General features: G+C 68.9%; 23 protein-coding genes and 1 pseudogene. 18 read left to right on the top strand and 6 right to left on the bottom strand.

The window, feature by feature from the left end; all coding sequences use genetic code 11:
- On the top strand, nucleotides 1-1,278 hold a 1,278-nt coding region (locus ACWGKS_RS04250; RefSeq protein WP_452521695.1), incomplete at its 5' end, for a glycoside hydrolase family 15 protein.
- 19 nt (nucleotides 1,279-1,297) lie between these two features.
- Nucleotides 1,298-1,850, top strand: a pseudogene (locus ACWGKS_RS04245) (DUF1360 domain-containing protein).
- 45 nt (nucleotides 1,851-1,895) lie between these two features.
- Here ACWGKS_RS04245 and ACWGKS_RS04240 read toward each other — a convergent pair.
- Nucleotides 1,896-2,861: a TIGR03557 family F420-dependent LLM class oxidoreductase gene (locus ACWGKS_RS04240; protein WP_358511361.1), complete on the bottom strand. Its 966-nt coding sequence runs from the start codon at nucleotides 2,859-2,861 to the stop codon at nucleotides 1,896-1,898.
- 188 nt (nucleotides 2,862-3,049) lie between these two features.
- Between ACWGKS_RS04240 and ACWGKS_RS04235 the strand changes: the two genes are divergently transcribed.
- From ACWGKS_RS04235 to ACWGKS_RS04220, 4 genes are all read left to right on the top strand, one after another.
- Complete coding sequence (locus ACWGKS_RS04235) at nucleotides 3,050-4,357, top strand: ATP-grasp domain-containing protein (protein ID WP_358511358.1); 1,308 nt, start codon at nucleotides 3,050-3,052, stop codon at nucleotides 4,355-4,357.
- A gap of 10 nt (nucleotides 4,358-4,367) precedes the next feature.
- The gene (locus ACWGKS_RS04230) at nucleotides 4,368-6,392 is read left to right on the top strand and encodes a CocE/NonD family hydrolase (RefSeq protein ID WP_358511355.1); all 2,025 of its coding nucleotides are present in this window, start codon (nucleotides 4,368-4,370) and stop codon (nucleotides 6,390-6,392) included.
- A gap of 68 nt (nucleotides 6,393-6,460) precedes the next feature.
- The gene (locus ACWGKS_RS04225; protein ID WP_358511353.1) at nucleotides 6,461-7,819 is read left to right on the top strand and encodes a cytochrome P450; all 1,359 of its coding nucleotides are present in this window, start codon (nucleotides 6,461-6,463) and stop codon (nucleotides 7,817-7,819) included.
- Nucleotides 7,816-7,989 (top strand): hypothetical protein, encoded by a 174-nt coding sequence (locus ACWGKS_RS04220; protein WP_358511350.1) that lies wholly within the window; start codon nucleotides 7,816-7,818, stop codon nucleotides 7,987-7,989. Before ACWGKS_RS04225 ends, ACWGKS_RS04220 begins: the two co-directional genes overlap by 4 nt.
- Nucleotides 7,990-8,031: 42 nt before the next feature.
- On the opposite strand, the gene ACWGKS_RS04215 is transcribed toward ACWGKS_RS04220, so the two are convergent.
- Nucleotides 8,032-8,283: a PLD nuclease N-terminal domain-containing protein gene (locus tag ACWGKS_RS04215; protein WP_358511347.1), complete on the bottom strand. Its 252-nt coding sequence runs from the start codon at nucleotides 8,281-8,283 to the stop codon at nucleotides 8,032-8,034.
- Nucleotides 8,284-8,870: 587 nt separating this feature from the next.
- Between ACWGKS_RS04215 and ACWGKS_RS04210 the strand changes: the two genes are divergently transcribed.
- The 12 genes from ACWGKS_RS04210 (at nucleotide 8,871) to ACWGKS_RS04155 (ending at nucleotide 20,529) form a co-directional block, all read left to right on the top strand.
- Nucleotides 8,871-10,205 carry a phenylacetate--CoA ligase family protein gene (locus ACWGKS_RS04210; protein ID WP_358511344.1) on the top strand — a complete coding sequence of 445 codons (1,335 nt, stop codon included), beginning with the start codon at nucleotides 8,871-8,873 and terminating at the stop codon, nucleotides 10,203-10,205.
- A 37-nt stretch (nucleotides 10,206-10,242) separates the two neighbouring features.
- Nucleotides 10,243-10,827 carry a peptide deformylase gene (locus ACWGKS_RS04205; RefSeq protein WP_358511341.1) on the top strand — a complete coding sequence of 195 codons (585 nt, stop codon included), beginning with the start codon at nucleotides 10,243-10,245 and terminating at the stop codon, nucleotides 10,825-10,827.
- 48 nt (nucleotides 10,828-10,875) lie between these two features.
- On the top strand, nucleotides 10,876-12,072 hold the full coding sequence (locus tag ACWGKS_RS04200; RefSeq protein ID WP_358511382.1) for an MFS transporter: 1,197 nt from the start codon (nucleotides 10,876-10,878) through the stop codon (nucleotides 12,070-12,072).
- Between the two features lie 7 nt (nucleotides 12,073-12,079).
- Nucleotides 12,080-12,493, top strand: a complete 414-nt coding sequence (locus tag ACWGKS_RS04195) for a VOC family protein (protein ID WP_358511338.1) — start codon at nucleotides 12,080-12,082, stop codon at nucleotides 12,491-12,493.
- A 33-nt stretch (nucleotides 12,494-12,526) separates the two neighbouring features.
- The gene (locus ACWGKS_RS04190) at nucleotides 12,527-14,041 is read left to right on the top strand and encodes an Ldh family oxidoreductase (RefSeq protein WP_358511336.1); all 1,515 of its coding nucleotides are present in this window, start codon (nucleotides 12,527-12,529) and stop codon (nucleotides 14,039-14,041) included.
- On the top strand, nucleotides 14,038-14,772 hold the full coding sequence (locus tag ACWGKS_RS04185; protein ID WP_358511334.1) for a polysaccharide deacetylase family protein: 735 nt from the start codon (nucleotides 14,038-14,040) through the stop codon (nucleotides 14,770-14,772). The genes ACWGKS_RS04190 and ACWGKS_RS04185 overlap by 4 nt, the downstream gene beginning before the upstream one ends.
- A 2-nt stretch (nucleotides 14,773-14,774) precedes the next feature.
- Complete coding sequence (locus tag ACWGKS_RS04180; protein ID WP_452456989.1) at nucleotides 14,775-15,668, top strand: glycosyltransferase family 2 protein; 894 nt, start codon at nucleotides 14,775-14,777, stop codon at nucleotides 15,666-15,668.
- On the top strand, nucleotides 15,634-16,629 hold the full coding sequence (locus tag ACWGKS_RS04175) for a Gfo/Idh/MocA family protein (RefSeq protein WP_358511328.1): 996 nt from the start codon (nucleotides 15,634-15,636) through the stop codon (nucleotides 16,627-16,629). Before ACWGKS_RS04180 ends, ACWGKS_RS04175 begins: the two co-directional genes overlap by 35 nt.
- A complete protein-coding gene (locus ACWGKS_RS04170) occupies nucleotides 16,626-17,390 on the top strand; it encodes a hypothetical protein (RefSeq protein ID WP_358511325.1) in 765 nt (254 codons plus the stop codon). The genes ACWGKS_RS04175 and ACWGKS_RS04170 overlap by 4 nt, the downstream gene beginning before the upstream one ends.
- The gene (locus ACWGKS_RS04165) at nucleotides 17,387-18,265 is read left to right on the top strand and encodes a sugar phosphate isomerase/epimerase family protein (protein ID WP_358511322.1); all 879 of its coding nucleotides are present in this window, start codon (nucleotides 17,387-17,389) and stop codon (nucleotides 18,263-18,265) included. Before ACWGKS_RS04170 ends, ACWGKS_RS04165 begins: the two co-directional genes overlap by 4 nt.
- Nucleotides 18,262-19,056, top strand: a complete 795-nt coding sequence (locus tag ACWGKS_RS04160; RefSeq protein WP_358511319.1) for a sulfotransferase — start codon at nucleotides 18,262-18,264, stop codon at nucleotides 19,054-19,056. Before ACWGKS_RS04165 ends, ACWGKS_RS04160 begins: the two co-directional genes overlap by 4 nt.
- Before the next feature lie 453 nt (nucleotides 19,057-19,509).
- Nucleotides 19,510-20,529: a helix-turn-helix transcriptional regulator gene (locus ACWGKS_RS04155; RefSeq protein WP_358511316.1), complete on the top strand. Its 1,020-nt coding sequence runs from the start codon at nucleotides 19,510-19,512 to the stop codon at nucleotides 20,527-20,529.
- 449 nt (nucleotides 20,530-20,978) lie between these two features.
- Here the strand turns inward: ACWGKS_RS04155 and ACWGKS_RS04150 are convergent, their stop codons facing one another.
- The 4 genes from ACWGKS_RS04150 to ACWGKS_RS04135 all read right to left on the bottom strand — a co-directional run bounded on the left by ACWGKS_RS04150 (nucleotide 20,979) and on the right by ACWGKS_RS04135 (nucleotide 23,636).
- Complete coding sequence (locus ACWGKS_RS04150) at nucleotides 20,979-21,113, bottom strand: hypothetical protein (protein ID WP_358511313.1); 135 nt, start codon at nucleotides 21,111-21,113, stop codon at nucleotides 20,979-20,981.
- 95 nt (nucleotides 21,114-21,208) lie between these two features.
- Nucleotides 21,209-22,438 (bottom strand): Dyp-type peroxidase, encoded by a 1,230-nt coding sequence (locus ACWGKS_RS04145; RefSeq protein WP_358511310.1) that lies wholly within the window; start codon nucleotides 22,436-22,438, stop codon nucleotides 21,209-21,211.
- Nucleotides 22,438-23,031 carry a copper chaperone PCu(A)C gene (locus ACWGKS_RS04140; RefSeq protein ID WP_358511307.1) on the bottom strand — a complete coding sequence of 198 codons (594 nt, stop codon included), beginning with the start codon at nucleotides 23,029-23,031 and terminating at the stop codon, nucleotides 22,438-22,440. Before ACWGKS_RS04140 ends, ACWGKS_RS04145 begins: the two co-directional genes overlap by 1 nt.
- On the bottom strand, nucleotides 23,028-23,636 hold the full coding sequence (locus ACWGKS_RS04135) for a copper resistance CopC family protein (RefSeq protein ID WP_358511305.1): 609 nt from the start codon (nucleotides 23,634-23,636) through the stop codon (nucleotides 23,028-23,030). The genes ACWGKS_RS04140 and ACWGKS_RS04135 overlap by 4 nt, the downstream gene beginning before the upstream one ends.
- Between the last annotated feature and the right edge of the window lie 2 nt (nucleotides 23,637-23,638).

Raw genomic sequence — 23,638 nt, 5'->3', positions numbered from 1 at the left:
TTTCCGGGGGAGGGGCACGCGTTGTTGAGGACCACCCTCGACGCCTGGCGCCTCTGGTCGGACCGGACCCACTATGACGGTGTCGGCGCTTCCCACGTGCGGCGAAGCGCGCTCGTACTGCGCGGACTCCTGCACGAGGAGAGTGGAGGACTGATCGCCGCTCCCACCACCTCCCTGCCCGAGGACCCGGGAGGGGTGCGCAACTGGGACTATCGATACGTGTGGCATCGTGACGCGGCCCTGGTGGTCCTCGCCTTCCTTCGCCTGGGACACGAGGAGGAGGCCGGGAGTTACCTGCGTTTCCTGCTGCGGATGTGCGGGCACCCCATCGGCTGGATCCCTCCCGTGCAGGCGGTCGACGAGCGACCACCGCCAGAGGAGGAGATCCTCGATCACCTGGCCGGATACGGCGGTGCCCGACCGGTCAGGATCGGCAACGCGGCGTACTCACAACACCAGCTGGACGTGTACGGGCACATCCTCGACGCGGCGCTGTGCTACGAGGAGGCCACCGGAGGCCTGGAACCCGGGCAACTGGCACAGCTCGATTCCGTGGTCGAGGCCGTCCGCGCCCTGTGGCGTGAGCCCGACAACGGCCCGTGGGAGGTGCGCTCGTCCCCACGCCACTGGACCAACTCCAAGGTCTACGCCTGGGCGTGCCTCGATCGCGGAATCCAACTCGCGCGGATCACCGGCCGCGAGGACCGGGTCCCACTGGCCGAGTGGCGCCGCGCGGCGGAAGAGATCCACGAGGACGTCCTGGCCCACGGCTATGACACCGCCGGTGGGACCTTCGTCCAGGCGTACGGAGCGAACAACGTCGACGGGTCACTGCTACGGATCCCGCTCCTGGGGTTCCTGGAGGGCACCGACCCGCGGGTGACGCGCACCCTTGAACGGGTGGAGGACGAGCTGGGGGAGGGGAACGGTCTTGTCCACCGGTACGACCCCGAGCAGACCGATGATGGGATCGGAACCCCGGAAGGCGCTTTCCTTCTCTGCTCGTTCGACATGGTGTCCGCCCTGGTGCTCGCCGGGCGTATCGACGAGGCCCGACGCAGGTTCGAGGTCCTGTGCGAGAGCACCGGTGAACCGGGCATCCAGGCGGAGGGGATGACGGCAGAGGGCACCCAGACGGGTAACCACCCCCAGGCCTTCACCCAGCTCGCGCTCATCGAGGCCGCCGTCAACCTCGACACCGCGGGAGACGGGGAGGCGCTGCATCGCTGGGCGCGCACCAGGACTCGTGGCGAAGGCCCGGATCAGGCCCGAAGGTGACCGGACGAGAGGGAACACGATGAAGGACGACGCCACCGAGAACGACACCACCGAGAGCATCGAGGGGACGATCCGACAGGAGGCGGAGGCCTACCGTGGGGGCAGCGAGCAGCCGCTCGCCGGATATGCCATGATCGCCGCCTCCTACACGGCCATGGTCGCGGCCGGGGTGCTCCTCGCACGACGTTTCCGGACACGGGACGCGGCCGCGACGGTGGGTCCATGGGACCTGGCCCTGACTGGCCCTGATGGGGCTCACCACCCACAAACTGTCACGGTTGCCGGCCAAGGATCCCGTCACCAGTCCATTGCGGGCGTTCTTCACCAGGTTCCAAGGGGCGTCCGGGCCCTCCGAACTGGAGGAGGACGTGCGCGGCGAGGGCGGCCGCAAGGCGATCGGTGAGCTGCTCACCTGCCCCTTCTGCACCTCGCAGTGGGTCGCCACCGGATACGCCTTCGGCCTGGTGTTCGCCCCCACCCTCCCCCGGAGCGCGGGCGCGGTGTTCAGCACCGTGGCGGTGTCGGACCGGCTGCAACCGGCTTACGCCCGTCTCCAGCAGGTGCAGGAGTGACCGGGTGCCGAGGGCGCCAAGGCCGTGGCGCCCTCACGGCCATGATCAGCGCGTCCCGCGCAGCCGGGGAAGGACCTCCTCGGAGTAGAACCCGAAGAAACCGTCCTGGTCGTCCCCGACCTGGCACACGTACACCTCGTCCACCCCCGCCTCCAGGTAGGCCTCGATCGCGGCCACGTGCCGCTCGGGGTCCGGGCCACAGGTGACCTCCTCGGCGACCATCTCCGGGGTCACCAGCCCCTGGGTGAGCTGTTCGAAGTGTCGAGGCGAGGGCAACACCTGCGGGGCCTCGCCGGACAACGCCTCGTTGGGCCAGCGTTCGTAGGCGGTGCGTATCGCGTCCTGTTCGTCGGGTGCCCAGCAGACCTTGAGTCCGCCCTGGACGGGTTTGCCCGCCCCGCCCTCTCGTCGGAAACGGTCGACCGTCTCAGGGGCCGGGGCCACCTGGACGAGACCGTCCGCCGCGCGCGCGGCCAGTGCCGTGGCCTTCGGGCCGAACGCCGACATCAGGACCGGCGGAGGCTCCTGCGGCAGCGTGTACAGGCGCGCGGTGTCCACGGTGTAGAACTCGCCGTGATGGCTCACCGTACGACCGGACCACAGCTCGCGCATGACCTCGATCGCCTCCTCCAACATCGCGAGCCGACGGGCCGCGTGCGGCCAGGGATCGCCGAGGACGTGCTCGTTGAGCGCCTCTCCCGTACCGACACCGAGACTGAACCCGCCGGGCGTCATCGCCGCCGCGGTGGCCGCGGCCTGGGCGACGATCGCCGGATGGATCCTGGTGGTCGGGCAGGTGACGGCGGTGGCCAGGGGCAGCGAGGTGACCTGACCGATCGCCCCGACCACCGACCACACGAACGCGCTCTGCCCTTGGGCACCGAGCCATGGGTGGTAGTGGTCGGAGATCCACAGGGCGTCGAAGCCGGCCTCCTGCGCGGCCCCGGCCTGACGCACCAACTCCGCGGGGCCGTGTTCCTCGGTCGCGAGGAAGTATCCGAATCTCGTCATGGTGTCCTCCCGGACTGGACGGGTCGTTGCCGAGGGAGGTGGGGGATCGGCTACCCGGAACCCTCGCCGAGGAAACCGTGGCCAGGCGCACGTATGGGACGGGTGGGGCCCGGGTAGGCGCGCTACCAGAGACGATCCCTCTCACATCCCCCAGCACGACATTCGCGAGCGAAGGGCGGTGCGAGAGCATGAGAAACGTGTTCGTGATGGGTCTGGACGAGCGCAACCGGGAACTCCTGGCGAGGACCCCCACCGGGCGTGACTGCCGGTTCCATCGACTCCTGGGCGTCGAGGAGCTGCAACGAGGCGAGATCGACATCGAGGAGACCCTGGCCGCGGCCCGGGCCGTGCTCGATGAGTTCGACGGCACGGTGGACGCCATCATCGGCTACCGCGACTTTCCGATCACCCTGCTCGTGCCGATCCTGTGCGCCGAGCGCGCACTGCCCGCACCGGCCCTGGAATCGGTGGTCAGGTGCGAGCACAAGTACTGGAGCAGGTTCCTGCAGGCGCAGGTGACCGAGGCCCATCCTCCCTTCTCCCTGGTCGACCTGGACGCGAAGACCCCCGAGCACGGTCTGGACTACCCGCTGTGGCTCAAGCCCATCAAGTCCGCCTCCTCCGAACTGGCCTACCGGGTGGAGGACGACCAGGGTTTCGAGGCGGCGGCGGCGCGCATCCGCGAAAGCGTCGACAGGATCGGTCGCCCCTTCGAGAGCATCCTGGAAAGAGTGGAACTGCCTTCGGAGGTCGCGGCGGCGGGACGACACCACTGCCTGGCCGAGGGTGCCCTGCACGGGCTCCAGACCGCGGCCGAGGGTTACGTCTACAACGGTGACGTCCACGTGTACGCGGTGCTGGACTCGGTGGACTTCCCGGGGAACCCGTCCTTCCTGCGCCACCAGTACCCCTCCAGCCTGCCCGAGAAGGTCCAGGAACGCATCAGGGACATCTCCGTGCGGGTCATCGAACAGCACGGCCTGAACGACTCGACGTTCAGCGTCGAGTTCTTCTACGACCCGATCGAGGACGACCTGGGCATCGTGGAGATCAACCCCCGGCACTCCCAGAGCCACACGCCCCTCTTCGAACTCGTGGACGGCGTGCCCAACCACGAACGCATGCTCCGCATGGCGCTGGGTGAGGACCCCGCGCTGACCGACAGGTCCAAGGGAGGGTTCTCCGTCGCCGCGGAGTGGTACCACCGACGCTTCCGGGACGGAATCGTCACCCGGGTGCCCGCCGCGGAGGAGGTGGAGGCCCTGGAGAAGGAGCTGTCGGGCGTGAGCATCCACATCGTCCCGAGTGTGGGCCAACGCCTCTCCGAGATGCTCGCCCAGGACAGCTACAGCTTCGAGTTGGCCAAGATCGTCATCGGCGCCGCGAGCGAGATCGAGATGCAGGCCAAGTACGAACGCTGTGTGAAGGGCCTGTGGTTCGAGTTCGAGGACGGTGGAAGCGGCGGCAATCGGGTCGAGGGCGTCACCGGCAACTGAGGAGGTGCGTATGCGTCTGGTGGAGGATCTGCCATACGAGATCCAGATCGAGGACCACTTCTGGATCCCCATATCGGACGGTGTGCGACTGGCGGGGCGACTGTGGCGACCGGTGTCGGCGCAGGACCACCCGGTGCCCGCGGTGCTGGAGTACATTCCCTACCGCAAGCGTGACCTGACGGCGGTACGCGACTCCATGCACCACCCCTACATCGCGGGACACGGATACGCGTGCGTACGTGTGGACCTGCGGGGAACGGGCGATTCCGAGGGCGTGCTCACCGACGAGTACCTGGAGCGCGAACAGCAGGACGCCGAGGAGATCCTGGCCTGGCTGGCCGCGCAACCCTGGTGCGACGGCGACACCGCGATGATGGGCCTGTCGTGGGGCGGGTTCTCCGCGCTCCAGGTCGCCGCCAGGCGCCCCGAGAGCCTGCGGACCATCGCCATCAGCTCGTTCACCGACGACCGGTACGCCGACGACTTCCACTACATGGGCGGCTGTCTGCTCTCGGACAACCTGGCCGAGGCCGGAACGACCTTCGCCTACGGTACCTGCCCGCCCGACCCGGAGGTCGTCGGCCCGGAGTGGCGTCGTATGTGGCTGGACAGGCTGGAGGCCAACGGCCCCTGGGTCGTGGAGTGGCTCCGTCACCAGCGCCGCGACCGCTACTGGAGGCACGCCTCCGTCGGAGAGGACTACACCCGGGTCCAGTGCCCGGTGCTGGCCTCCAGCGGCTGGGCGGACGGCTACTCCAACGGCGTCCTACGACTCATGGAGAACCTTGACACCCCGACCAAGGGCCTGGTGGGTCCCTGGTCGCACCGGTATCCGCACATGGGGGTTCCCGGACCGGCCATCGGCTACCTCCAGGAGGTGGTGCGCTGGCTCGACCACTGGACCAAGGGCGAGGACAACGGGGTCGAGAAGGAGACCGGACTCTGGCTCTGGATGCAGGAGAGCGTCCCACCCTCCACCTCCTACCAAGAACGCCCCGGCCGTTGGGTCTATGAGCCCCACTGGCCCTCCGAGCGTGTAGAACACCATTCCCTGCCGCTGTCGGAGAACCGGCTCGGCGTCGCCGAGGAACGAAGGAGCACCGCGCCGCAGAGCATCCTCTCGCCCCTGTCCGTCGGGCAGTTCGCCGGTAAGTGGGCCTCCTACAGCGCACCGCCGGACCTGCCCTACGACCAACGAGAGGAGGACGGCGGTTCCCTGGTCTACGACACCGAACCTCTGGAGGAACGGGTCGAGATCCTGGGCCCCACACGGGTCGAGCTCGAACTCTCGGTCACCGAACCCGTGGCCATGGTCGCGGCGCGACTGTGCGACGTGGCCCCCGACGGCAGCGCCACCCGGGTGACCTACGGGATGCTCAACCTGACCCACCGGAACGGAGACGAACACCCCGAATCCCTGGTGCCGGGGGAGGTCTACCGTGTGGAGGTCACCATGAACGGTGTCGCCCAGGTCTTCCCACCAGGGCACCGCATACGCCTGTCACTGTCCACCTCCTACTGGCCGCTGGCCTGGCCACCACCGCGACCGGCGCTGATGTCGGTCCACCCCGCGAACAGCGCCCTCGTCCTTCCGGTGCGTCGGGAGTCCCCGGGCGCGGACCCGCACGAAGAGGTGTTCGACCAGCCGGAGGCCACGCCCTCGATCACCACCACGCGCACGACCCAGGGAGAGCACGACTGGTCGGTGCATCGTGACCTGGTGGACAACCGCATCACCCTTCGGATCGTCAAGGACGGAGGCGTCCTGCACTTCGAGGAGATCGACCTCGACGTCACCCGCAAGGCCCACGAGACCTACGAGGCGGTGGGGGACGACTTCACGTCGGCGTGTGGCAGAACAGCGTGGACGATGAGTTTCTCCCGGGGGGACTGGCACGCCCGGACCGAGACCTACACGGCCCTGGAATGCACCGAGGAGGAGTTCCGCGTGCACGCCACACTCGACGCCTACGAGTCCGGGGAGAGGATCTTCTCCCGGCAGTGGACCGAGAGCCTGCCCCGCGACCACGTCTGATCGCGCGATCGGGTGAGACCGCACGACCGTGTGACGAGCGAAGGCGAACCAGGGGAGCCGAAACCCACATGTACAGCGAGCCACACCACAAGGCGAACGGCACGACCCCCGGGGAGAGACTGGGGATCCTGTCGTCGGTCCTGCTGCCCACCGTCGCGCGTGGCGCCATCGTGCGCCGCCCCGCCGGAGAGGCCCTCGCCACGGCCACCGACAGCGACCGCAGGCTCGTCTCGACCCTGCGCGCACTCCGCGCACGGCACGGTGACGATCCGCTGCCCCTGCGGTACATGGGTCGGAACATCGCCTTGGTCCTGGCGGCCGAGGACGTGCGCGTGCTCCTACGCGACACCCCGGACCCGTTCTCTCCCGGGGGCGCGGAGAAACGTGGCGCGCTCTCCCACTTCCAACCGCACGGAGTCCTGGTCTCAGCGCAGGGGGACCGGCCCCACCGACGCGAGGCCAACGAGCACGCCCTGGCCCTGGGCCGGCCGATCCACCCCGAGGCCCGCACCATAGCCGCGCACGCGGACGAGGAGGCGCGGGCCCTGGTCGCGGCGCTGCGCAACGCCGGATCGCTGGGCGGCGTCCTGGACTGGGGCAGGTTCTCCGAGACCTTCGACGCGCTCGCTCGTCGGGTGGTCTTCGGGACGTTCGCGGCGGGGGACCGCCGAACCACCGAGCTTCTACGGCGTCTACGGGCACGCGCCAACTGGTCGTACCTGTCACCGGTGGACCGAAACGCCAGGAGTGCGTTCCTGGATCGGGTACGCGAGAACATCGACCGCTCCGAGCCCGGCGCTCTGGCCGCGGGTCTGGGCCGACCCGGGTCCGAGGAACGCCCGGAGGACCAGGTCGCCCACTGGCTCTTCGCCTTCGACGCGGCGGCCATCGCGACCTACCGCGCCCTGGCCCTGCTGACGTCCCAGGGGGCCGCGGCGGAATCCGCGCGCGCGGAGGGACTCACCGAGGACGGGGTGGATCTGCCACTGCTGCAGGCGACCCTGCGCGAATCCGTCCGGTTGTGGCCGACCACACTGGTGGTCATCCGGGAGAGCCTGCGGGAGACCACCTGGCGCGAGCGGACCATCGAATCGGGAACGGCGTTCCTGGTGATGAGCTCCTACTTCCACCGGGATTCCACCCGCCTGCCCTACGCCGACTCCTTCGAACCGGCCATCTGGGCGGACGGACGCGCCGAACAGGAACCAGGCATCCTGCCCTTCAGCCATGGTCCGGCGGGGTGCCCGGGACGCGACCTGGTTCCGTTGACGGTCTCCTTCTTCTTGCGAACGTTGCTCCGGGGCGGCCCGCTGCACCGCGTGGACGAGGCACCGCCACTGCGTCCGCGTGAGCTGCCCGCCTCCCTCGACCACTTCACCCTGCGTTTCTCCTACCAAGGCACGGCACGAGGAGGTGTCGACGCATGAGCGTGGTCGGACAGATGCTGTACGCCCATCCCGACGACCCGGAGGGCGTGGGAGGGAAGGTACGAGCCGCCGTCGAGGCGTGTGGACTCTGCGCCCAAGTGTGCGTGGTGTGCGCCAAGGCGTACCGTGCGTGCTCACGGGCCTGTCAGGACCTTCTCGACGCCCTGTGACGACGCCGGACCCGGGCCCGGAGGGAGCGCCCACCGGGCCCCTCACCAGTGGCGGACCGGTGTGTGGTTGCGGCCGATGAAGAACCACAGCAGCGCCCCGATGACGGGTGCGATGACGACGAAGATCAACCAGACGACCTTCATCCCGAAACCGATCCGCGAGAAGAGGATGCTGAACACCGCGGCGACGACCAGCACGACCACCGCCAGAGCGACGGCCAGGAACACTCCCGCGAATCCGAGGCCGAAGAGGCTCTCGGTGGAGACGTCGGCCAGAAGGTTCTCCAGGGTCATGATCATTGCCTCTCTGCTTCGGGACGGCGGCCGATTCCGTGACCGCCGGGGACGTTGTCCACGCTAGAAGCGCGACACCCGCCCCCACATCCACCGCCGGGACGTTCCCTCCCATGCCTTCGACGGCGCGATCGCGGCTCGCCGTGTCGCCATGGTCGATGCGCGGTACCGACTTTCGTCGGGGGTGTGCCCCAAGGCCTGGCCCGAAGAACCCGGGAGGGCCTCGTTCAGGGCCGGTGATCGCGGGCCGATCACCCGCCGGGAGACGGGCCCTTACCCCGCTTTCCCTGGTGGTTGACCGAACCATGTCGTCAAAGAGTGGACATCGGTGAACCATTGAACACGGGATCGGCGTTCACGAGACTTGCCCAGGCACGCTGTTGAGCTCCTGATGGCAGCCCTTGGCAGGCGGAACCGTTGTTCCCCCTCCCTGGAGAACGGCGCACGTACCGGCGCGGACCCACTCGCCCCTGCCGGTCCGTCGTGTCGGAGGGCGGGAAGCCACAGGTCGAAAGCACGGGTGCCTTCTGGGGCGGTCGCCGGACGCGCCCTTGGAGGAGCGAGACAATGAGCCCCTGGAGCCGCACATGAGCGCACCGCGATCGCCGCGTAAACGTTGGTGGGATTCGCAGGACATGCGGGTCACCGCAGCCGAGGGGCAGGCCTGGGACCTCTATGACTCCGTCTACCGGCACACCGAGTTCGACGCGGGTGTCCTCCAGGAGTACCGCTCCGAGCGACTGGCCGAGCTGCGCGAGCGGGCCCGTTCGACGGCCGCCTACCGTGAGGTCGACGACGAGTGGCCGAGCACCGCGACGGTGACCCGCAAGTCGGACTTCGTCCGGCGGATGGAGGACTATCGCACCGGTGAGGTCGATCCTCTCGACGTCATTCGCGTGCGCACCTCTGGAACGACCGGCAGGCCCGCGGTGTTCGAGCACTCCGAGGAGCACCTGGTACACGCCGCCGCGAGCAGGCTGCGGACGTTCGACGCCTATGGCATCGGTGTCTCCGACCGCATTCTGCGGATCTCCGGTAACCCCGCACACCCCCTCGTGGACTTTCCCAGCAAGGCCGGGGGAGGGAGCATGATCCGCCTGAACGCCGGCCTCATCGACCGGGAGAACGCGGAGTACGTCTCGCGGTTGCTGCGCGACTACGCGGCCCCGGTCCTGTGGGCCCAGCCCATGGAACTGTTGCTGTTCGCGGGCAAACTACGCGAGCACCTGTCGGCTTTCCCCGCTCCTTCGAGGGTGTTGTCGCACGGCGACTCCCTCGACGAGGGGGCGCGCCGGGTCTGCGCCGAGATCTTCCAGGAACGTCCGCTGGACCTGTACGGGCTCCAGGAGTTCGGGATGATCGCCTGGGAGTGCCCGGAGGCCGCGGGCACCTACCACGTCAACGACGAAAAGGTCGTGGTGGAGACGGACCACGACGGAGCACTGCTCATCACGAATCTGGTCAACCGGGCCTCGGTCATGGCGCGCTACCGCCCTGAGGACCGAGGCACCCTCGTATCGGAGCGGTGCCCCTGCGGCCGGGTCCTGTCCCGGATCTCGGGACTGGTCGGCAGACAGCGATCGTTCATCGCCACCGACGACGGCCGTTTCGTCAACGTCAAACAGGTCGAGCTGTACCTGGATTCGCTGTCGCTCTCCCGGTGGCGGGTCGTGCAGACCCGGGCCGGAGAACTGGACGTCCTCTGCACCCTGGAGACGGAGCTCCCCCTCCAACAGAAGGAGGAGATGTCCGAACGGATCGCCCGCGTCGCCGGTCAGCGGCGGGTGGGGGTGCGAGTGGTCCCGCTGGCCGAGATGATGACGGCCGCGGGCAAGTCTCCCCGGTTCGAACTCTTCGCCACACAGGCCTGGCTCGCACGGAGGGTGGGTGAGGATCATGACGGTGCCCTCTCCGGAGCCTGAACCCCGGTTCGTACCGCCCGTCGGCGGGGTTGCGCCCGTGGAGACCGCGTCCTCGGCTTCCCTGGTGTCGCTGGGCGCGCCCGTGCTCAGAACGGTCTGTGAGTCCACCGCACACGTGGTGCGGGACGAACTGGAAGACCTGGCGGACCGTCTCACCGCCGTCCTCCTCGACCGCGACGCACTGGGGGTGGCCGCTCCGCAGATCGGCGCATCGATCCGGATGGTCGTCCTCAACGCCGCCCACATGTGCCAGATCGCCGACCGGGTGGGGCACCGGGACGCCGTGATCCACCTCGACCCCTCGTGGGAGGCCGTGGCCGCGCAGGAACACGGTGTGCCCGAGTACGCGGCGGATTTCGAGGGTTGCCTCAGCGTGCCGCGTATATCCGGGGTCGTCGAGCGCAGCCGGTACGTCCGTTACCGGGCGACCACACCGGACGGTTCACGGGTGGACTGGTTCCTGCGCGGCCGCGCGGCCCGGGTCGTCCAGCACGAGGTCGACCACCTCGACGGTGTGCTCATCGTGGACAGGGCCCCCAGCCGCAGCCTGTGCACCTTTGGCTCCGTTGACCGCTTCTACCGCGGTGACGCGGAGGCCGCGGCCCGTGGGCTGGTGTTCTGATTGGTCCCTACCACCACCCGCAGATCGCCGAGACTGTCCCCCGGGACGGTGTTCCTGGTGTCCGCTCTGGTCAATTCGTGTGGCATGGGTATGTTCATGGCCGTTTCGATGATCCACTACACCGTGGGTCTGGGCCTGCCCATGGCGCAGGTCGGCGTGGTCATGTCCGTGTCCGTCGGGGTGAGCCTGGTCTGCGTCGTCCCGGTGTCGAGCCTGGCCGACCGGGTCGGTCCCCTTACCGCCCTCATCGCGCTGAACGCCTGGCAGGCGTGCGCGTTCGTGATCCTCACGGGTGTCGACGGCATCTTGGGGCTGGCGGTGGTGGCCACGATGACCGCGGTGGGTGGACGTGCCATCCCGCCGATCAACCAGGTGGTGGTGGCGGCTGTCCTCGGCCGTGAGGAACGTGTGTTGGTGATGGCCCGTGTGCGGGCCGCCCGCAACGCGGGCATGGCCGTCGGGAGCGGGATGACCGCCCTGGCGCTGGCATTCCTCGGGGAGGACGGGGCCGTTCTGCTGATCGGCACCTGTGCTTTGAGCTACCTGGTCAACTGTGCCGGGTTGTGGTGGATCAGAAGGTCGCATGACGTCTCCGCCACCGGCGGCCGGCGACGCAAGGCCCCTCCGGCGTTCCGGGACCCTGGGTACCTGACGCTCACCGCCCTCAACGGTCTGCTCGCCTTCCACATGACGGGCCTGGTCGTGGCCCTGCCCCTGTGGGCGCTCTCCCAGGGGGTCGAGCCCGAGATCACGGCGCTCTTCCTCGGGCTGAACACGGTACTGGTCGTAGGCCTCCAGGTCCGGCTCGGCCGCGGGATCGAGGGAGTGCCCCGGGCCGCGTCGGCGGTGGTGTGGGCGGCAGCGGCGCTGTCCTGCTCCTACCTGTTGTTCGGAGGTGCGGCCTGGACCTCCTCTTGGTGGACCGTCGCCCTGTTGTGCGCCGGAGTCGTGCTGCTGAGTATCGGCGAGATCGGCCAGACCACGTCGGCCTGGGTGGTCTCCTATGACCTCGCCCCGGAGGACGCCAGGTCCTCCTACCTGGCCGCCTTCTCCCTGGGAACCACGGGCCAGCAGTTGCTCGGCCCCCTCGCCTACACCTTCCTGATCATCCCGCTCGGGTTCTGGGCGTGGGTCGTGCTGGCGGCGATCACCCTGGCGGCGGCGTTCGCCTATCGGATCCTGGCGCTGCGCACGGCCAGGAGGAAGACCTTCCAGAACCCCGATCCGAACCAAGCGAAAGGATGACGAAGACATGGGATCCTTCCCTTCTCCCGAGCCGTACGAGACGGCCGAGCCCCGTACCGGTATCGGCTTCGGTCTGCACCACGTGCAGTTGGCCATCCCGCCGGGCAGCGAGAACGACTGCCGGACCTTCTACCTGGGCGACCTCGGGTTCACGGAGGTGGAGAAACCCCCGGTCCTGGCCGCCCGCGGCGGGTTGTGGGTACGCGCGGATTCCCTGGAGATCCACTTGGGAGTGGAGCAGGACTTCCGGCCCGCCCGCAAGGCTCACCCGGGAATCCTGGTCCGCGAGCTCGACGCCCTCGGCCGGCGACTAGGGGAGAGGGGGCACGCCGTGGCCTGGGACGACAAATTCCCCGGATACCGGCGTTTCTACGTCTTCGACAACGTGGGGAACCGTCTTGAGTTCATGTCCCGCGGTTGAGGCGCCACCGCTACCGGAACAGAGGAGGCGACGATGATCCGACTGCGGGACGTGGTGCACACCTCGGGCGTGGACGGGGCTCGCGGCGTTGTACTCCGCGGCGCCGACCTACAGGTGGACGAGGGCGTGACCTCTGTCATCAGGACCTTCGGCGCCGACGCGCGCCGGGCGGTGGTCGACCTGCTGCTGACGCGGCGCGCGCCCAGCTACGGGGAGGTGGACGTGGTGCGTCCGGTCATCGGCCCGGTGCGACTCCCCGAGGGGGCGCCGCCCAGCACGATCGTGATCGACGCCGAGGCGCGGCCGGGCATGCAGGCCGGGCGCCCTGGTGACACCGTGGTGGTGGTCACCGAGGGGACGGAGGCCCCGGGTGTGCCGGCAGGGGCTCCCAGGTGGGAGTTGCGGGGAGGTCGGTTCGTTCCCGGCGGGAGCACGGCCGAGGATCCCGGCGCCTTCGGCGCGCGAACCGCCGTTGACGCCCCGAACTCCGACGTCGGTCCCGGACGTTTCAGCCCCGAACGCCTACACGAGGCCGTGTACGCGACCCTGACCGGCCACCTGGTCGCACCGGGCATCGCGGACGAGGTCGCACGGGTGCTGGTCGACGCCGAGGTACGCGGCCACCGCTCCCACGGGGTCGCCCTGCTGCCCACCTACCTGCGCAGGATGCGCGAGGGGGGCATCCGTCCCGGAGTCGGCCCGGAGCGGACCGACCACGGTCCCACACGAGCCTCCTTCGACGCCGGCGGAGGTTTCGGACAGCCTGCGGCCTTCGAGGCCGCAGAGTGGTGCGCTCGCACCGCCGCCGCCCACGGGGTGGCCGTGGCCAACGTCCACTCCAACAACCACGTGGGCATGCTCGCCGCTTACCGCGGGCCCTTCCAACGGCACGGGGTGGTCGGGCTGATCCTCAACATCTCCGGCCCGTCCGTGGCGCCGCCCGGCGCCGCTCGGCCGACTCTCGGCAGCAACGCCGTCTGCCTGGTCACCCCGGTCTCCGAGGGAGCGTACGACGAACCGTTCTGCATCGACTACGCCACCGGCGTGGTGGCGGCCGGGAAGATCCGCGACGCCGGAAACCGGGGCGCGGAGGTCCCACCGGACTGGCTGACCGGACCGGACGGGAAACCGGCCACCGACCCCTCCCTGCTGGACCAGGGCGGGTCCATTCCGGTCTTCGGCGGTCACAAGGGCCTGTGCACCACCCTCATAGTGGAGATCCTCGCCGGCGCCCTGGCCGGGAACACGGTCAGCCCGCACGTCGCCAAACAACGCAAGGAACCGGGTCGCGTGATGGGATGCTCCCAGCTCTTCCTGGGTTTGTCCGCCGACACCTTCGGGGCGGACACCGGTGCGGCCGTGGCCTCGCTTGAGGAAGCCGTCCTGCGGGGCCACGACGGGGCGGTGCCGGACGGCCACTGGTTCCCCGACCAGATGGAGCGGGCCCACGAGGCCGCCGTCCGAGAGGAGGGGATCCTGGTCCCCGACCAGGTGCTGGGGGAACTGGGTTGGCACACGCCCCCCGAAACGGCGGTGGCCGGGGCGTGAGTACGCGATCCCCGCGGGTCGGGGGTGCTCCGGGATGGCCGCTGGTCCTGTACTTCCACCATGTGCACCCCCGGGTCGACCACTACACGGCGCTGACCGAGGACGCGTTCCGACGCGCCCTCGACACGGTGCTGACCCACTTCGGTCCGGCACTGGACCCGGCCCTGGTGGGACCGAGGATCGCACCGCCCGACGCCCCGACCGTGCTGTTCACGTTCGATGACGGGTACCGGGACAACCTGTCCCGGGCGGCTCCCCTGCTCGCGGAGTTCGGGGTCGGCGCCGCGCTGTTCTGCGTCACCGACAGGATCGACGAGGCCTCCTCGCTCACCGATGGGGTACGTGCCCGACTGGCCCCGCGCCGGACCTACCTCGACTGGGCGGAGACGGCCCGTATGGCCGGCCTGGGCCACACGGTGGGCGCGCACACGCGCACGCATCCCCACCTGACCGAGCTCACCCGTGCCCAGGCCGAGCGGGAGGTGGCCGGTTCCTTCGATCGGATCACGGCGGTGCTCGGCCGACACCCCCGCTCCTTCGCCTATCCCTACGGGGAGGTCGCCCACAGCTCCGTGCTGCCCGACTCCGTCCTCGGCTTCGGAACCGTCAAGTCCCCGGCGCGCCCCTGGGACCGTGCCCCGCACGAGATCCGGCGGACCTACCTACCCACCGACCTGCCGGAGATGTGGGTCTCCCTCGCCGAGGATTGGAAACGCCAATGGTACGGATAACAGTGATCGTCCCGAGCAAGGACCGTGAGGAGGACCTGGCCCGCTGTCTTTCCGGCCTGGCGGAGTCCGCCCACGAACTGGACCCGGGCGTGGGCCGGCTCGTCGAGGCCATCGTCGTGGACGACGGCTCGTCCTCCCCCTACCCTGACGCTCCGCCCGTCACCGTCGGGGCGCCCGTGCGCGTGCTCCGCAACGAGATCGCTGTGGGCGCCTCCCGGAGCAGGGACATCGCCGCAGCGCAGGCCCGGGGGGAGGTGCTGGCCTTCCTCGACGACGACGCCGTACCGCGCGGTGACTGGTTGACGGTCATCGCCGAGAGCATGCGCGACGGCGCCGTCGCCATCACCGGCCGGGTGCTCCCCTTCGACCTCGGACTGCTCTCCCGTGCCCGCCAGGCGAGGTACGACCTGCGGTACGCGAACCTGCGCCCGGGCGACCCGGTCGACTTCTTCGCCGGAGGCAACAGTGCCGTGATGACCGATGATTTCACCGGGGCCGGGGGGTTCGGTTCGACCGGGAGTGGAAGTGACAACGTCCTGGTGGACAAGCTCCGCGAACGGGCGCACGAGGTCCGTTTCGAGCCTTCCCTCGTCATCGCCCACCGGAACGGCAAGGGGTGGGGCCCCGCGATCACCGCAGCCTGGGGCGCGGGCCGGACGGCGGGACGGACCGGGGGCCGCCGTCGGATCCTGGGACGCATCAGGTCCAGCCGTGTGGGGGCCGACCCCATGGTGCGAATGGCCAACACGGCCCTGGGCACCGTGCACGCACTCGGTGCCGCCTTCGCTCGGTCCGCCCCCGATACGAATCCCGTCACGAACGGAACGGATCACCACACGCAGCACAGGACAGGAGACGCCCATGGCCTTGCGACCAACCCCCTCCAACACTCCTGACCCCATCGCTCCGACGACCCTGAAGGTCGGGGTGATAGGGCTGCTCGGTTCGAGCGGACGCCAGCACGCCGAAGTCCTCGATGGATCCGGCGGCGCCACCCTCCTGGCCGGAACGGACACGAGGGCGTCCGCCGCCCCGAGCGGCACCCCGGAGGACGGGCCCGAACTACGGCCGTTGCGCGAGCTCCTCGACGACCCCCGCGTCAACGCCGTGGCGTTGTGCGTGCCCCCGGGCGAACGCGGCTCCCTCGCCCACCAGGTCTTGGACGCGGGCCGGCACCTGGTGATGGAGAAACCCGTGGCACGGACCCTTGAGGAGTTCGACACCCTGATCGGGCACGCCGAGGCCTCCTCGCTCACCGTCGCGGTGATGCTCCAGCACCGGCACGCCTTGCCCGAGGCCGTGTTCGAGAACGACTTCGGACCGGCCCGGGCGGAACTGATCGTTTCCCGACCCCGCCCTCCCGAGCACTACCGGAACGGTTGGCGGGCGGACCCCGCCACCTCCTGGGGCGGGGTGGTCACTCACCTCGGCATCCACTACCTCGATCTGGCCTGCCTCCTTTTGGGGGCGCCCCGTTCGGTGAGGGTGGAGGAGACGCGGTACGCGGCGCCGGGAGTGGAGACCACCCTGTCCGCGGGAGTGGAGTTCGAGAACGGTCACCGCCTGCGCGTACTCATCACCAGCGACGCCGACCACCGGATGGAGCGGCTCACCCTCCTGGGGCGACAGGACTGGCTGGAGGTGCGCGACGGGTCGGTCCGGGGAAGAATCGGGGGGAGTGATGTGCGGTCCGAACGGCGTCCCGTGCACGAGCTGCGTTCCCTGGTCTACCGCGAGTTCGTCGGCGCGATACTGAACGGGCGCCCGATGGGTCTGTCGTCGATGCGGCGGGCCAGGGACACCACCGCCCTGTTGGAGATGCTTCGCGACGTCATCGAGACCGGGGGAACACCATGAGCCCCGCGTGCTCCGTCCACATCGGGGTCAGTACCGGTTCCTTGCCACGGGCCCGCGCCCCGGAACTCGTCGCCCGCGCCAGGAAGTCACATTCGACCTGCGTCGACGTCCGAGTGGGGAAGGGGCACCTGTGGGAGGGCGACGGGATCGCCCTTGGGCTGGACACCGTTGCCGAGAGCGGGCTCCACACGGCTTTCGTCGGCCTGGGCGCCCACCTGGGCGACGGCACCCCCAAGGACGTTCCCCGGGAGATCGGCGACCGGAACCTGCCGGTCAAGGTCTTCTGTGTGGAGGACCCGGACGGCCCGGAGGTCGAGGCCGACCTCGTACGGCTCCGTGCCACGGCTCCGGAGGTGTGGGTCGAGACCCATGCCGGGGGACCACCGATTCCCCGCCTCCTGGGCCTGTGCGAGGAACTGGGGCTCGGGCTGGTCGTGGACACGCTGGGATTGTTCCGATCGCCCGGGGGCAGGCGCGCCCCGGATCGCCGTCTCGCCTCCTTCACCCGGGCGATCCAGGTCAAGGGGTTCGACGGGACGACCCACCGGCACCGTCCCTTGGACGAACACGATCTAGAACCCTTGTACGAGCTGTACGCCGCGGGTTGCACCGCCCCCTGGGTGACGGTGGAGTCCCGGGCCGGGGCACTGGAGGACGACGTGCGAACACTGAAGGGGTTCCTGCGGTCGACGGTCGGCGCGCGTATCGCCCAGAGCACGGAGGAGCCGGCGCGGGGGAACCGGGAAGGGGACACGGTATGAGACTGGCCGTCATCGGCGACGAGATCTCTCAGGACCCGGCGGTGGTGGCGGACCTCGCCGTCCGGCACGGGTTCCCGGGGGTGGAGATACGTTCGGCGTGGGGCTGCGCACCCCACCTGATGAGCGACGGACAACTGCGCGAGGTGGCGCGGGTGCTGCGTGGGCAAGGCCGTGAGGTCGCCGGTTTCGCCTCCCCCGTCTTCAAGCACGCCCTGCCCGTCACCGACCGGGAGTTCGAGGAGGCTTCCCGGCTGTTGCACGAGTGTCTGCGGCGCGCGGAGCTGATCGGGGCGCCCACCATGCGGATCTTCGCCTTCTATCGGGACGGCGACCCGGACCCCGTCGTGGCCGGCCACGCGGCTCGGAGGCTCCTGGACGGGGTTCCTCCACGGGTACCCCTGGTGGTGGAGACCGGCACCAGGACCAACACCCCCTCCGTCCGGCACCTGCTGGAGTTCCTAGAGGTACTGGACCGCCCCGACATCGGGGTGTTGTGGGACCCGGGCAACAGTGTGTTCAGCGGGTGGGAACCCTCCCCCTTCCCCCGGGAGTACGAAGCGGTGCGCGACCTGATCCGGCACGTCCACGTCAAGGACCCCGCCGGCCAGGACTCCTACGTGAGGTTGGGGGAGGGCGACCTCGCCTGGACCGAGATCCTGGGTCGGTTGGCCGAGGACGACTTCGAGGGCTATGTCAGCCTGGAGACCCACTGGCGGACAGACCGTATCTTGACCGCCGGAGAACGTGACGAGCCCTGGGGCGAGGGCTTTTCCACCGGTGGTGCCGAGGCCAGTGCGGTGTGCATGGAACTCCTCTCGGAGTGGTACCACCGTGCAACGGCAACGGCAACGGCAACGGACGGTGCGGGGCGGTGACGGTGCGGGAAGAGCGCCCGGTACTCCTCGTCGGCGCCCAGCGTTCCGGCACAACGGGGCTGGCCTCCGTCCTCGAACGGGCCTTCGCTCGGAGCGGCGGAAGCTTCACGATCAACGGACGCCTTCCCTACCTGCTGGACCGCTGGTGCCGGGCTCGGGATCTGGCAGGCCGACACCTGCGCGCGGAGGAGATCCTGTGCGCCCTCCACCGGAAACCCCCCTACGGTGACGGGGCCCGGGCATGGACCGAGCAGGTAGGTAAGGTCCTGGCCAGGGCATCGTCCGAGGTCGCGTCGGGTTCGTGGAAGGATCCCGACGAACTCTGCCGGTGGATCGTTCGGGAGAGTTACGGGTCGGTACAGCGGGTCGGGGACAAGTACAACGAGTACCTCCTCGACCTTTCCGTGCCCCGGCGCATGTTCGACGACCCACTCATCGTCCTCCTTGTCCGCGACCCCTCCGAGGTCGCGGACTCGGTACTGGCCTGGCGTGGAGATCGCCCCTGGCGGCCCCGGACCCGCGAGGACGCCCTGGACAAGTGGGCGGCCTGGCACGAGCCGCTGATGGAGGACCCGCTCTTTCAGGACACCTCCAGGTTGTACGTGGCCGACTACGCGCGGGTCTGTGACGGCGGACTCACGGGACTCGGCGCCTTCCTGGGCTTGGACCTGGACCCCTACACGGACCTCCTGAACCGGTCGCCGCGCTCTGCGACCGGGAAGCTTCCCCCTCCGGTCGGTGATCTCTGGGATCGGCTTCAGGCGAGGGCGATGGTCGGTTCGGACGCGTGATCGGGCAGGCCCCCTGATACCGACCGTCGTGCTGTGCCCGGAACCAGGGGGCACGCCGACGCCTTCGTGCTGCCCCCATCAGGCCCGGACCGCCCGGGGGAACCGCGCCGGATGTCCTGAGTATGACGTCCGAGAATAGCCATGGAGGATGCATTGACCCTGGATCCGGGGCTTGTCATATTTGACTCGCCAAGAGAGGGAAACACCGAATGGTATTACCTTCCCGTGAACAGATGTCGAGAAGGAGGTGTGACAATGGAGATGGAGCTCGCCGAGGCCGGTATCATCTAATGATCGGTCATGAGTAAGAGGTGGGACCCCTATAGGGGTTCCACCTCCCCCTCTTTTTCGGGTAGGGGTTCGAGAAGGTTCTTTGGGTGTCGATTTCGATTGAAACCGGGTGCCCGATTTCTGTCTTGACCGGGCCATCCTCCAGACCTATTATGGTCCGCCATGAGTGAAAGAGTCATCGAGGCTGCCGATTTCTTCCTGGAGGAGTCCTATCTCTCCGTCTACCAATGGGCGATCCAAAACGGGCAAGTGGACGCCCGATCATTAGCCCGGGAATTCGATTTCGATCTCGACACCGCGGTATCCGTTGTCGAGGCGCTCCGGGACCGGAACTTCCTCTACCTCGACGGCGCCACTCTCCGTCCGCACAGCCCCGCGGTCGCCATGGCGCACGTGGTGGGGCCGATTGAGGCCGAGGTTCAACACTGCCGTCTCCGACTCTCCGAGATACGCTCCAAACTCTCCCACGCGGCCCGGCTGTCGGACGTGCCTGTGTCCGGGACGACCGGGATGGAGATCATCGGTGACCTCCACGCGGTCCGCTCCGAGGTGACCCGGCTGACCGAGGAGGTGGAGAAGGAGATCACGGTCATGCACCCCGCCGTCCCGTCCGAGAGGATCGCGGTCGAGGGGAGCCTGCGCACGGAGCAAGCCCTGCGGCGCGGTGTCTCGGTCCGCTCGCTCTACTCCCACGCCTGTCTGGGCCACCGGTACATGCACAAGTACCTGGACGAGATGACGGGGTTGGGCATGGAGGTCAGAACCAACACGGGCATTCCCAACCAGGTCATCGTCTTCGACGGAGAGACCGCGCTTGTGTCGACCGGCGCTCCCGAAGAGGGCGGCGGCGCGTTGGTGCTCCGCCAACGCGAGCTCATCGGGGTCCTGCACTGCTTCTGGGAGGCTCTTTGGGACACAGGGGCCCCCTATTCCACGGTGCAGGAGAGCCGTTATGAGGACACCAAACAACGCATCCGGGCGGACATCCTGCGGATGTTGGAGGCCGGCCTCTCCGACAGGGAGATCGCGCAGCGGCTCAGTGTCTCCGTCCGAACACTCGGCCGCCATATCTCCGAGTTGTACGAGGACCTGGGCGTTCGCAGCCGCTTCCAGATGGGTAGCCGGGCACGGCAACTGGGGTGGCTGGAAGGGACCGGGATCGTGTCGTCGGCGCTGATCTGACCCCCGGGCGCGGCAGAGCCGTCTCCTTACCGAGCAGGCGAACGATGTCGGCGGTCCGTTCCACATCCCGGCCGGGATCCAGGTCGGCCAGGAGCCGTCCGTCGCAGGGGCGCTCGCGGTTCCGGGTCGACATGCCGTGAGGTGTTCACCATCGCCTGTTCGTCGGGTTTTTCGGCGAATAGGATTCCCACGTCGTAGCTCGACGAAAATCTCCCCTTCGCCACAGAGGCGCCCGGGCTCGTCCGTTTCGACCATGGGTTTCGTCACCTTTGGTAGGCGGCCATGGTCATATCGTCACCGAGCATCCGACCGTGCCTCCTTTTTCGAGAGTGCCCGCCTCGGCCCGCTGCGCGCGTTGGGGCGCGCCCTTATCCAGGCGTAGTAGGGGGAGCGGGCCAGACCCGGAATCCGGCACAGCCGCCGGACGCCAAAGACGAAACCGAAGCGGCTCACGGTTTCGTCTCCTGCGCGAAATAGGCGGCTGCCTTGCGCAGGATCTCGCCGTTGATGCCGAGTCCGGCGACCCGGGTGCGGAGCCGTCTGTTGACGTCCCGGTCCCGAACTCCGGAGCACGAACGGAGCACGCGAACCGGGGAGGCGTCCGATGGTAGAGGGCGAGGTTCCCGGACGATTGCTCGTAATTCCCACGCGGGCGTGCTCCCTGCGGGTCTTGTGCCGGTCAGGCCTCGAAGAGGGGTTGTCCGATGAATTCTCCTTCCCCGCAGCCCGGGGGTATGGCGAAGACCGCTGAGCCGATGTGGGTGATCCATTCATTGAGCAGGTCGAGTTCGTCCAAGCGGCGCTGGATCGGGACGAACTGCCTTTCCGGGTCCTGCTGGTAGCAGGCGAACAACAGCCCGGCGTCGCCCTCGGTGCCGGACTCGTAGTTGTAGGCCCGGCGGAAGATCCTCTCGCCGGGGTCTTCGGAGCGGGCTCGGCGGATGTGGGCATACTCGGCGATCACCGGGAACCCCAGCGGGGTCACGGCGTCCAGATCCGGTTCGTCGTGCTCGTTCTCACCGGTGAGAGGCGCCCCGTTGTCGAGGCGGCGACCCACGGAGTCCTCGCGGCCTGGACGATCGAGACGGTCCCACTCGTCCAGGTCCATGGAGATACGGCGCAGGACCAGGGCGGTACCGCCGCGGAGCCAACCCGGGGCGTCCTCCCCGCACCAGACCAGTGGGTCGAAGTCGTCGTCGGGTGGCTCGGGGTTCACGGTGCCGTCGACCTGCCCCATGAGGTTGCGCATGGTCGTACCTTCGGGTTCGGTTCCGTGGGAACGGCGGAAGCCGTCCTGGGACCAGCGCACCGTGGCGAAGGCCCGGGTGTCCTTGATCAGCATCCGGGCGGCATGGGAGAGGGTGAGCGGGTCATCGCAGCACACCTGGAGCAGGAGGTCCCCATGAGACCAGCGGTCCTGCAACCGGTCGGTCTCGAAGTCCGGCAATGGCCCCAACCATGGGGGGAGTGACCGCGGGTCGACCCGTTCGACCAGCCCTGGTCCGAAGCCCAGGGTGATGGTCAACCCGGCAGGGGAGAGCGCGAGTTCGGGTTCGGTGTCGGCCAGGGCGGATCGGCCCTGGGTGAGCCGGGTGGCGTCATCGGTGAGCAGGGACAGCAGTCGGCGCACGCCGTCGGCGTCGACGTCCCGATCCAGGTCGAAGCCGATGAACCGGGCATGCGCCTGGGGTGGGGTCGTGATCCCCGCCTGGTGCGTGCCGTGGAAGGGGTGGGTGCGGTCACCGTGCACCGGTTCCACATCGGGCGCGGCCTCCTCGGAGGGGCGCAGGGAACGGACCAGGGCGTCACCGCCGCTGAGGGCCACCGCGCCCGCGCCGGCGGCCGCGGCACCGCCCAGCAGGACACTTCGGCGTGAGGGACGGGAGGTGTCTTCGGTGGACTCCGGCATCAGTGTTCCTCGTCCTGCCCGGTGTCCCCATGGTCGCCGTGGTCGCCGTGGTCTTCGGAGTCTCCGTGGCCCTCATGGTCATCGTCGTAGTTCTCGTTGGCTCCCTCGAAATCCTTCACCGGAGCGGTGAACTCCTGAGTGGAGCCGTCCTCGAACTCCAGGGTGATGGTGACCTCCACACCGGGTTCCAGGTCTTCGGTCAGACCCATGATCATGATGTGGTCGGCTCCGGGAGACAACTCGTGCTCGGCCCCGGCGGCCACGGAGAACCCGCCGTCCTTCTCCTGCATGACCATGTTGCCGTCGTCCCCGCTGACGACCTCGTGGAGCTCCACCATGTCGGAGACCTCTTCGGCGTGGGCGGCGGCGATGGTCGCGTCCTGGTCGCCTTCGTTGGTCAGTACGCCGAAGGCGGCGGTCATCCCCTCGTCGGCCGCGGCGGCCTTGACCCAGGGGTCGGAGACGGTGATCGCTTCGGCTTGGAGGGCTGACTCCTCTTCCTCCGAGGGTGAGGCGGAGGAGCACGCTCCGAGGAACAGCGCGGCGCCGACGGCGGCCGGGAACAGAAGGAATCGGGTGGTCAGGGCGGTCATCGTGTTTCCGTTTCTTCTGGGGTGTGCTGCGTCGCAGGTCGACGCTCTTGACCGTTCGTGCGTCGCACGCGCAGGGCGCCCGCGTACAAAACGAGTCCGACCAGGGCTCCGATCAGTGCGAGTAACGCACTGCGCAGAAGACCGTTGGCGATTGCGCGCTCCCCCGCCTCACCGGAGGCGACCTCTTCGTCCTCGTCGGGCTCCTCTGCCGGAGCCGCGTCCAGAGACGGTGGCGGGGGCCCGCCCTCTCCCACGTGGAAGGTGAAGGTTCCGCTGATGGGGTGGCCGTCGCCGGAGACGACGCGCCAGCGCACCGCGTATCCGCCGTCCGTCAACTCGCCGAGCGGTTCGACACTGACGTCCGTGCCGTCGACCAGCGGCTCGGTCGTGTCCACGGTCTCGGCCTCAGAGTCCAGGACGACCACCGTGGTGGAGACGTCCATCACCTCCCCGCTGAAGTTCAGGACGATCTCTCGCGGTGAGGAGCCCAGACGCTGCTCGTCCTCAGGGCTGGAGGAGAGCAGGGTGTCGTGGGCGAACGCCGGTGCCGGTGTGAGCAGCACGAGGGCGGCGATAGCACCGAGTAGGCGTGGGATGCCCCGCATGA

This window comes from Nocardiopsis sp. NPDC055879 (genome assembly GCF_053615935.1).
This window is presented reverse-complemented; position numbering and strand designations above follow the sequence as displayed.

Coding starts and splice junctions, on each gene's coding strand:
- ACWGKS_RS04175 (WP_358511328.1), top strand. CDS start 15,634: ATGGCCTTGCGACCAACCCCCTCCAACACTCCTGACCCCATCGCTCCG.
- ACWGKS_RS04220 (WP_358511350.1), top strand. CDS start 7,816: ATGAGCGTGGTCGGACAGATGCTGTACGCCCATCCCGACGACCCGGAG.
- ACWGKS_RS04165 (WP_358511322.1), top strand. CDS start 17,387: ATGAGACTGGCCGTCATCGGCGACGAGATCTCTCAGGACCCGGCGGTG.
- ACWGKS_RS04145 (WP_358511310.1), bottom strand. CDS start 22,438: ATGCCGGAGTCCACCGAAGACACCTCCCGTCCCTCACGCCGAAGTGTC.
- ACWGKS_RS04170 (WP_358511325.1), top strand. CDS start 16,626: ATGAGCCCCGCGTGCTCCGTCCACATCGGGGTCAGTACCGGTTCCTTG.
- ACWGKS_RS04225 (WP_358511353.1), top strand. CDS start 6,461: ATGTACAGCGAGCCACACCACAAGGCGAACGGCACGACCCCCGGGGAG.
- ACWGKS_RS04155 (WP_358511316.1), top strand. CDS start 19,510: ATGAGTGAAAGAGTCATCGAGGCTGCCGATTTCTTCCTGGAGGAGTCC.
- ACWGKS_RS04195 (WP_358511338.1), top strand. CDS start 12,080: ATGGGATCCTTCCCTTCTCCCGAGCCGTACGAGACGGCCGAGCCCCGT.
- ACWGKS_RS04215 (WP_358511347.1), bottom strand. CDS start 8,283: ATGACCCTGGAGAACCTTCTGGCCGACGTCTCCACCGAGAGCCTCTTC.
- ACWGKS_RS04135 (WP_358511305.1), bottom strand. CDS start 23,636: ATGCGGGGCATCCCACGCCTACTCGGTGCTATCGCCGCCCTCGTGCTG.
- ACWGKS_RS04230 (WP_358511355.1), top strand. CDS start 4,368: ATGCGTCTGGTGGAGGATCTGCCATACGAGATCCAGATCGAGGACCAC.
- ACWGKS_RS04190 (WP_358511336.1), top strand. CDS start 12,527: ATGATCCGACTGCGGGACGTGGTGCACACCTCGGGCGTGGACGGGGCT.
- ACWGKS_RS04235 (WP_358511358.1), top strand. CDS start 3,050: ATGAGAAACGTGTTCGTGATGGGTCTGGACGAGCGCAACCGGGAACTC.
- ACWGKS_RS04210 (WP_358511344.1), top strand. CDS start 8,871: ATGAGCGCACCGCGATCGCCGCGTAAACGTTGGTGGGATTCGCAGGAC.
- ACWGKS_RS04140 (WP_358511307.1), bottom strand. CDS start 23,031: ATGACCGCCCTGACCACCCGATTCCTTCTGTTCCCGGCCGCCGTCGGC.
- ACWGKS_RS04240 (WP_358511361.1), bottom strand. CDS start 2,861: ATGACGAGATTCGGATACTTCCTCGCGACCGAGGAACACGGCCCCGCG.